Annotated in this window: 4 protein-coding genes; 3 read left to right on the top strand and 1 reads right to left on the bottom strand. The window is 72.6% G+C overall.

The window, feature by feature from the left end; translation table 11 throughout:
• On the bottom strand, window positions 1-1,753 hold a 1,753-nt coding region (locus tag ACOJUF_RS19010; RefSeq protein WP_420123386.1), incomplete at its 3' end, for a DEAD/DEAH box helicase.
• A gap of 463 nt (window positions 1,754-2,216) precedes the next feature.
• Here ACOJUF_RS19010 and ACOJUF_RS19005 point away from each other — a divergent pair.
• The 3 genes from ACOJUF_RS19005 to ACOJUF_RS18995 all read left to right on the top strand — a co-directional run bounded on the left by ACOJUF_RS19005 (window position 2,217) and on the right by ACOJUF_RS18995 (window position 9,479).
• A complete protein-coding gene (locus ACOJUF_RS19005) occupies window positions 2,217-2,930 on the top strand; it encodes a ferritin-like fold-containing protein (protein ID WP_420123385.1) in 714 nt (237 codons plus the stop codon).
• Window positions 2,931-2,945: 15 nt separating this feature from the next.
• Entirely contained in the window at window positions 2,946-3,635 is a 690-nt protein-coding gene (locus tag ACOJUF_RS19000) for a fructosamine kinase family protein (protein WP_420123384.1), read from the top strand.
• A 327-nt stretch (window positions 3,636-3,962) separates the two neighbouring features.
• The gene (locus tag ACOJUF_RS18995) at window positions 3,963-9,479 is read left to right on the top strand and encodes a carboxyl transferase domain-containing protein (protein ID WP_420123383.1); all 5,517 of its coding nucleotides are present in this window, start codon (window positions 3,963-3,965) and stop codon (window positions 9,477-9,479) included.
• Window positions 9,480-9,645: the final 166 nt, after the last annotated feature.

Genomic DNA, 9,645 nt, shown 5'->3' with positions numbered 1-9,645 from the left:
GGGCCGGGGCACCATCGGTGCCGGTCGTGTCCGCGGGGGCGGATCCGTCGGCGGCGGCCTCGGACGGCGCGTCGCCGCCCGCCGTCGCGGTCGGGTGGTTGTCGGCGTGGCCACCCCGGGTGCGCCGCCGGCGCCGGCCCTGGCCGGACGGGACGGTCGCGGGATCCACGGACCCGTCCGTGGGCCCGAGCTCGGGGCCCGCGTCGGTCCGGCCGTCGGCCCGGCCGTGGTCGCGCCCGTGCTCCGCGCGGCCGCGGGTGCGGCCCTTCGGCGAACGCCGCCCGCCGGTCTCGCCCAGGTCCTCGATCCGCTCGGCGTCCAGGCCGGCCCGGGTCCGGGACTTGAGCGGCAGCCGGCCGGTGACCCCCTCGGGGATGTCCAGATCGCTGAACAGGTGCGCCGACGTCGAGTAGGTCTCCGCCGGGTCGGCGAAGTCCAGGCCCAGCGCCTCGTTGATCAGCTTCCAGCGGGGCACGTCGTCCCAGTCGATGAAGGAGACGGCGATGCCGGTCTTGCCGGCCCGGCCGGTGCGGCCGATCCGGTGCACGTAGGTCTTCTCCTCCTCCGGGCACTGGAAGTTGACCACGTGGGTGACGTCCTCGACGTCGATGCCGCGGGCCGCGACGTCGGTGGCGACCAGCACGTCGACCTTGCCCGACCGGAACGCGCGCAGTGCCTGCTCCCGGGCGCCCTGGCCCAGGTCTCCGTGCACCGCGGCGGCCGCGAAGCCGCGCTCCTCGAGTTCCTCGGCCACCTTTGCGGCGGTGCGCTTGGTCCGGGTGAACACCATGGTCAGCCCGCGGTCCCGGGCCTGCAGCACCCGGGAGAGCATCTCGACCTTGTCCAGCGCATGGGCCCGGTAGACGAACTGCCGGGTGGAGCTGTGGGTGGCGCCCTCGGCGGCCGCCTCGGCCCGGATGTGCACCGGCTGCGCCATGAAGGTGCGGGCCAGGGTCAGGATGGGGCCGGGCATGGTCGCCGAGAACAGCATGGTCTGCTTGGCCCGCGGAACCAGGTCCAGCACCTTCTCCATGTCGGGCAGGAAGCCGAGGTCGAGCCTCTCGTCGGCCTCGTCCAGGACCAGGATCTTCACGCCGCCGAGCACCAGGTGCCCGCCGTTGGCCAGGTCCAGCAGCCGGCCCGGGGTGCCGACCACCAGGTCGACCCCGGACTGCAGCGCGTTGATCTGGGGCTCGTAGGCCCGGCCGCCGTACACCGCGGTGACGGCCAGGCCGACGGCCTTGCCGATCGCGTGCAGGTCCCGGGTCACCTGGACGCACAGCTCCCGGGTCGGGACCATGACCACGGCCCGGGGCGCGCGGCCGGCCGGCAGCTTGCCGGCGGCATCCGGGGCCATCAGCGCGTCGTGGGCGAGCCGGTGCAGCAGCGGGACGCCGAAGCCCAGCGTCTTGCCCATGCCGGTGCGGGCCTGGCCGATCAGGTCCGACCCGGTCAGCGCGATGGGCAGGGTCAACGCCTGGATGGCGAAGGCGTGTTCGATGCCGGCCTCGGCCAGCGTCCGGACGATCCGGTCGTCCACGCCGAACTCGGCGAAGGTGGGGGATTCGGGCCGGACCTGGGCATCACCGGACAGCGGGTGCGAGATCTCGGCGTCGGCTGGGTCGATGGCGGCGTCGGCGACGACGCCATCGGGGTCGATGGCCACCGGGTCGATGGGCGCCGGGTCGATGGCCACCGGGTCGGTGACCACGGGGGTGATCGCCTGGTGGTCGGGCTGGTCGTTCTCGGTCATGCGGGCGGGCCTTCCGTGTCGTCCGCGCGCGTTCACGCGACACAGAGAAGGCAATCCCGGCGATCGGCGGGTACACCAATGCCCGGGACTGTTCGCTGGATGTCTCGCCCGGGCGGCGAACCGTCGTCGTCGAGCTGCCCGAGTCGTTCGTTCCGGGCCCGCTGGGGCGGGTCCCCGGGGCGCGTTCACACTGGCGCGCCGCAATGCCTGGTCGGCCGGGCGTCGTACGACGCCCCGGCCGGTCCGACGGGCAGTCGGTCCGATTCGGCCATCCGCGCGGGTGACGCGCGCACAGTACCGCGGTGCGCAGGTCGCACCGTCCTGCCCATCGTACCCGGTCGGCCCACCACAACGACCGATCGGCGGTCGGACCGCCCCGGCGCGGCGTTAGGCTCGTCGCTGCGCGGTTCGCCGACAGTTCGGTCGAACGTGGCGGTCGACAGCAAAGGGCGTGGGAGTGAACATGGGCACAACGCATCCGGCCGACCCGGCCGCGGCCGCCGCCGCGCCAGGATCCTCGGTACCGGTCTCGTTGCCCGCGCCCGATCCCGCGGTGGTGGACCTGCTCGGCGTGCTCGCCTACGGCGAGCTGTCGGCGTTCGACCGGATGGCCGCGGACGCGCGGTGGGCGCCGACCCTGGCCGGCCGGGTGCAGCTGTCCGCGATGGCCACCGCCGAGATGGGGCACTTCACCGCGCTGGCCCGGCACCTGGGCGCGCGCGGCGTGTCGGTCGAGGACGCCATGACGCCGTTCATCGCCCCGTTCGACGCGTTCCACGACTCGACGGCCCCGCACTCCTGGTTGGAGTCGTTGGTCAAGGCGCACGTCGGGGACGGGCTCGCGGCCGACTTCTACCGGGAGATCGCCGAGTGGCTGGACCCGGTCACCCGGGACCTGGTGTTCGAGGTGCTGGCCGACTCGGGTCACTCCGCGTTCGCCGTCCGCGAGGTGCGCAAGGCCTGCCAAGCCGACCCGCGGGTGGCCGGCCCGCTGGCGCTGTGGGGTCGCCGGCTGCTCGGCGAGGCGATCACCCAGGCCCAGTACGTGGTGGCCGATCGGGACACGCTGGCCGAGCTGATCGTCACCGGCTCCGGCGACCTGGCCGGCATCGCCGCCCTGTTCCGCCGGTTGCAGCAGGGGCACACCGAACGCATGAAGTCCCTCGGGCTCGCCTGAGTCGGAGGCCGGCGCGTGCCGACGTTCGTCAAGGAGCGGGCCGACGCGCCGGCCGGCTTCTTCGCCTGGGAGGCGGCCGGCCTGGGCTGGCTGGCCGCGGCCGGCGGGACCGCCGTCGTCGGGGTCCGGCAGGTCGACCGCACCCGCATCGAACTGGACCGGGTGGCCACCGCGCCGGCCGGCCGGGCCGCGGCCGAGGCGTTCGGCCGTTCGCTGGCCCGGACCCACCGCGCGGGGGCCCCGGCGTTCGGGGCGGCGCCGCCGGGATGGACCGGCGACGGGTGGATCGGCCGGCAGCGGCTGCCGATCCGCGCCCACCACCGCTGGGGCGCGTTCTACGCGGCCGAGCGCCTGCTGCCGTACGCGCATGCCGCCCATCGCATCGGCAACCTGTCCGACGCCGCGCGGCGCGACGTCGAACGGGTGGCCCGGCGTTTGGCCGACGGCGAGTTCGACGACGACGCCCCGCCCGCCCGCATCCACGGCGATCTCTGGGGCGGCAACGTGCTCTACGGCGCGCTCGAGGACCCGGCGGCCGGCGGCTCCCGGGGTGGCCCGGCGGCCGTGCTGATCGACCCGGCCGCGCACGGCGGCCACGGGTTGACCGACCTGGCCATGCTCGCGCTGTTCGGGCCGAGCACCTGGCGCTGGTGCAATCGGCGTACGCCGAGGCGGCCGGCCTGCGCGCCGACTGGCCGGAGCTGATCGGGCTGCACCAGCTGCATCCGCTTCTCGTACACGCGGTCACGCACGGCCCCGGATACGGTCTACGGGCCGGACGGGTGGCCTCCCGCTACACCTGAGCCGCGGCGGATGTGGGCGACCGTGTGATTGACGCCCGAACTGCGATGTTGGGAGAGCGCGAGCGGCCCGAACAGGCCAGGATGAAGCGGGCACATTGCAGTGCATGCGTCGACCGCTTTCCGGGGACCGGAAACCCGTCGCGCGCCCACCGGAGCTTCGGGCGCGACGGCAGTGGCCGGGTCGGGAGCGAGGCGCTCTTGGGTCGAAGTGGATGGAGGAGCACCAGGCATGTTTTCTCGTATTGCGGTGATCAACAGGGGTGAGCCGGCGGTCCGGCTGATCCGGGCGGTCCGCGAGTTGAACGCGGAGTTCGGCTACGGGATCAAGGTCGTGGCCCTGCACACCGAGTCCGAGCGTGGTGCGTTGTTCGTGCGGTTGGCCGACGAGGGCGTGGTGATCCGGGAGAAGGGCGAGCTCAGCAGCCCGTATCTGGACCACGAGGTGCTGCGCAAGGCCCTGGTGGAGTCCAAGGCGGACGCCGCCTGGGTCGGCTGGGGTTTCGTCGCGGAGGACCCGGTCTTCGCCGAGCTGTGCGCCGAGGTGGGCGTGAAATTCATCGGTCCGCCGCCGGAGGCCATGCGCAAGCTGGGTGACAAGGTGCAGGCCAAGTACATGGCCGAGGCCACCAAGGTGCCGGTGGCGCCGTGGTCCGGCGGTCCCGTCGAGACGATGGAAGAAGCGCTCGAGCACGCCAAGAGCATCGGCTACCCGATGATCCTCAAGGCCCGCAGCGGCGGTGGCGGCCGGGGCATCCGGATGGTGTTCGACCCCGCGGAGCTGGAAGAGGCCATCGAGCGCACCCAGTCCGAGGCGCAGAAGGCGTTCAACGACCACGTCATCTTCATGGAGCACCTGGTCCAGGGTGGCCGGCACATCGAGGTCCAGGTCATCGCCGACAGCTACGGCAACGCCTGGGCGCCCGGCGTACGGGACTGCTCGATCCAGCGACGCAACCAGAAGCTGATCGAGGAGTCGTTCTCCCCGGCGCTGACCAAGGAGCAGGCCGACGATCTGGCCGCCCGGGCGATCGACCTGGTGCTGGCGGTCGGCTACCAGGGTGCCGGCACCGTGGAGTTCCTCTACCAGCCGGAGAAGAAGACCTTCGCGTTCCTGGAGGTCAACACCCGGCTGCAGGTGGAGCACCCGATCACCGAGGCGTCGACCGGCCTGGACCTGGTCAAGCTGCAGATCCTGGTCGCGGACGGGTACAAGCTGGTCGGCGAGTGCCCGCCGGTGTTCGGTCCCTCGGTGGAGGCGCGGCTCAACGCCGAGGACGCCGACAACGGGTTCGCGCCGTCGCCGGGCAAGGTCGAGCTGCTGAACCTGCCGGTCGGCCCGGGCATCCGGGTGGACACCGGCATCGCCACCGGCGACGCGATCTCCCCGGACTACGACTCGATGGTCGCCAAGATCATCGCGTGGGGTCGGGACCGGGACGAGGCGCTGGCCCGGCTGCGGGTCGCGCTGCGGGAGACCACCGTGGTGGTCAAGGGCGGCACGACGACCAAGTCGTTCCTGCTCAAGCTGCTGGACCGGCCCGAGGTCATCGACGGCACTGCCGACACCGGCTGGCTGGACCGGGCCAACCTGCACGAGGATCCGGAGCTGGCCGCCGGCGCGGACGCCGCGCTGCTGTACGTGGCCGCCGACGTGTACGAGTCCGAGGAGCAGCTGGAGCGGGACGCGTTCCTGCGCAGCGCCCGGGGCGGCCGGCCCAAGGCCTCGCACGAGGTGGGCCGGGAGATCGAGCTGGGCTACCGGGGCCAGACGTACGCCCTGACCATCGCGCAGATCAGCCCGCGCCGGTACCGGGTCGAGGTACCCGGCGGCGGCGTCGTCGAGCTGGATCTGGAGCGGCAGTCGCAGTTCGAGAGCCGGCTGACCATCGGCAACCGCCGGCACCAGATCGTGGCGTCGACCAGCGCGGCCGGGCACCTGGTCGAGGTCGACAGCGTCAGCCACCGGGTCAGCCGGGACGAGGGCGGCATGGTTCGCTCGCCCGCGCCGGCCGTGGTGGTCGCGCTGCGGGCCGCGCCCGGTGACGAGGTCGAGGCCGGGGACACGATCATCATCCTCGAGGCCATGAAGATGGAGACCCCGGTCAAGGCCCCGTACGCGGGCCGGGTCCGGGAGATCCTCGCGTCGGTGAACTCCCAGGTCGACGCCGGCGGCGCGCTGCTGCGGCTGGACAAGATCGAGGAGGAGGGCGCGGCGTCGACCGCTCCGGTGGTCGAGTTCTCGGCCGATACGGTGGTCGACCGGACGGACCTGCGGGTCAAGGCGTTCCGCGACCTGCGCGCGCTGCGGGCCCTGGTGATGGGCTACGACGTGTCCGCGCAGCGGGCCCGCACCCTGTGGAACGAGTACGACCAGGAGCGGGAGGAGATCCCGCTCGACGACGACGAGTTGCTCGGCGCCGCCCTGGACGTCATGGAGACCTTCGCCGATCTGGCCGAGCTGTCCCGGAACCGTCCGGCCGGCGAGGAGGAGTCGGGCGACGAGCAGGTGCACAGCCCGCGGGAGTACTTCCACACCTACCTGCAGTCGCTGGACCTGGAGGTGGCCGGTCTGCCGGAGGGCTTCCGGGCCCGGTTGGCCAAGGCGCTGGCGCATTACGGCGTCACCGATCTGGAGCCGAGCCCGGCGCTGGAGGAAGCGGTCTACCGCGTCTTCCTGGCGCAGGAGCGGGTCGCGGACCAGATCCCGATCGTCGCCGGGTTGTTGGAGCGGTGGCGCACCCGCGCGTCGGTGCTGGGCGAGGAGGTGCGGCAGCGCGTCGGCGGCGTCGTCGAGCGCCTGGTCGTGGCGACCCGGTCGCGCTACCCGTTGATCGGTGACCTGGCCCGGTCGATCCGCTACGAGGTCTACGAGCGGCCGGTCATCGAGGAGGCCCGGACGTCGCTGTACGAGCAGGTCCGGGCGGACGTCGCGGTGCTCGCCTCCAGCCCGGACGGGGCCGACCGGGCCGAGCTGATGGACAGCCTGGTGGCCAGCTCCGAGCCGGTCGTGCGGCTGCTGGCCGAGGAGCTGCTCAACCGCAAGTCCGGCGTGCCGGCGATGCTCGAGGTGATGAACCGGCGGTACTACAAGATCCGCGACCTGGAGGATCTGCAGGTCACCGAGATCGACGGGCGGCCGTCGCTGACCGGCAACTACGAGCTGGGCGGCAACCGGCTGTACCTGATCTCGACGACGGCCGATCACGCCGATCTCGCGGCGGCGCTGTCCGCGGTGGACGCGGAGGCGAACCGGGTGCCGGATCCGGCCAACCTGGTCACCGACCTGTACGTGGCCTGGGCGGACGCCCCCGAGGACCCGGATGCGATCTCGGCCGAGCTGGCCGCGACGCTCCAGGACTACGGCACCATCGCCGGCGGCCGGCGGGTGACGGTCACGGTGGCGTTCAACACCGAGGCCCCTGACGTCCTGCAGTTCACGTTCCGGCCCGGGGCGCACGGGCTGGCCGAGGAGCGGGTCATCCGGGGCATGCACCCGCTGACCGGCCAGCGGCTGGATCTGTGGCGGCTCAAGAACTCCACCGGCACCCGGGTGCCGGCGGCCGAGGGCACGTACGTGTTCCACCTCGTCGCGCCGAACACCCCGGCCGACGAGCGGCTGGTCGCGCTGGCCGAGGTCCGCGACGTCACGCCGGTGCGGGACGCCAGCGGCGCGGTCGTGTCGTTCCCGGTCGCCGAGCGCGTGCTCGCCGCCTGCCTGGAGTCGATCCGCCGGGCCCAGGCCGGGCACAGCGGCAAGCTGCAGAACAACGCGATCTTCCTGCACGTATGGCCGCCGGTCGAGGTGCCGGTGTCCGATCTGGGCCGGTTCGCGCAGGACACCGCCCCGCTGACGCTGGGGACCGGCCTGTCCGAGATCACCGTGCTGGCGCGGCTGCGGCAGGAGGACTCCTCGCTCAAGGACGTGGCCCTGCGCTTCGCGTTCCAGGCCGGCGCCGGCGTGCAGGTGACGGTCAGCGATCCGCCGACCGAGCCGCTGGCGGTGCTGGACGACTACGCCCTGAAGGTGCAGCGGTCCGCAGCCCGCGGCGCGGCCTACCCGTACGAGATCATCCCGCTGCTGACCGGCGCGAACGGCACGTTCGTCGAGTACGACTTCGGTGACGACAACACGTTCGGACCGGTCGAGCGGGAGGCCGGGCAGAACAAGGCCGGCGTCATCGTCGGCCTGGTGACCACGCCGACCGAGCGGTACCCGGAGGGCATGACCCGGGTGCTGATGATGGGCGACCCGACCAAGGCGCTGGGCACCGTCGCGGTGGCCGAGTGCAACCTCATCGCCGAGGCGGTCAAGCTGGCCGGCGAGAAGGATCTGCCGGTCGAGTGGTTCACCCTGTCCTCGGGCGCCAAGATCTCCATGGACTCCGGCACGGAGAACATGGACGGGGTGGCCAAGGCGCTGCGGGAGATCGTGCTGTTCACCCAGAACGGCGGCGAGATCAACATCGTCGTGTCCGGCATCAACGTGGGCGCCCAGCCGTACTGGAACGCCGAGGCCACGATGCTGATGCACACCAAGGGCATCCTGGTCATGACGCCGGACTCGGCGATGGTGCTCACCGGCAAGCTGTCCCTGGACTACTCCGGTGGTGTCTCGGCCGAGGACAACTTCGGCATCGGCGGGTACGACCGCGTCATGGGCCCGAACGGGGAGGCGCAGTACTGGGCGCCGAACCTGTCCGGTGCGGTGGACATCCTGTTCCAGCACTACGAGCACGCCTACCACGCGCCGGGGGAGAAGTACCCGCGGCGGGCGCAGACCAGCGATCCGCTGGACCGCGACGTCCGGTCGGCGCCGCACGTGCACCCGGACAGCCCGTTCACCACGGTCGGCGAGATCTTCGCCGAGGAGACCAATAAGGACCGCAAGAAGCCGTTCGACATCCGGGCGGTGATCAGCGCGATCGCCGACGCCGACCACCCGACCCTGGAGCGGTGGGCCGGCATGGCGGAGGCGGACACCGCGGTCGTGGTCGACGCCCACCTGGGCGGCTACCCGGTGGCGATCCTGGGGATCGAGTCGCGGCCGGTCGCCCGGCGCGGCTTCCTGCCCACCGACGGTCCGGACTCCTTCTCCGGTGGCACGCTGTTCCCCAAGTCGAGCAAGAAAGCCGCGCGGGCCATCAACTCCGCCTCGGGGTCGCGTCCGCTGGTCGTGCTGGCGAACCTGTCCGGGTTCGACGGCTCGCCGGAGTCGCTGCGCAACATCCAGCTCGAGTACGGCGCCGAGATCGGCCGGGCCATCGTCAACTTCGACGGCCCGATCATCTTCACCGTGATCTCCCGCTACCACGGTGGCGCGTTCGTGGTGTTCTCCGGAGCGCTCAACGACAACATGGAGGTCATCGCGATCGAGGGCTCGTACGCCTCGGTCATCGGTGGCGCGCCGGCCGCGGCGGTCGTGTTCACCCGTGACGTGAACACCCGGACGGCGAAGGACAGCCGGGTCACGGCGCTGGAGGCGGCCATCGCGGAGGCCTCCGACGACGCCGAGCGCAGCCGGCTGCGGGTCGAACTGGCCGAGACCCGGGCCGCGGTGCGGTCCGAGAAGCTCGGCGAGGTCGCCGTGGAGTTCGAGCAGATCCACAACATCGAGCGGGCCCGCGAGGTCGGCTCGGTGCACACGATCATCCCGGCCGTGCAGATGCGGCCGTACCTGATCGACGCCGTCGCCCGGGGCATGGCCCGGACCGGCGGACCCGCCGTCGACGCGGACGCGGCAGGCTGACGCTCGCACGGCCCGAGGGCCCGGTTCGGCGCATGCCGAGCCGGGCTCTCGGCGTGTGCGGGGGTGCCGGTGGGGCGGGTCCGGGCCCCCCCCGGGGGGGGGGGGGCCGGGCGCCCCACCGGCCCGCCCCCCCCCGGGGCCCCGCAAGGGATGGCACCCCCCCCCC

Origin of the sequence: Nakamurella sp. (assembly GCF_048594475.1) — a bacterium.
Classification (GTDB): Bacteria; Actinomycetota; Actinomycetes; order Mycobacteriales; family Nakamurellaceae; genus Nakamurella.
Note: the sequence above shows the minus strand (reverse complement) of the source record. Positions and strands in the feature narration are given on the sequence as shown.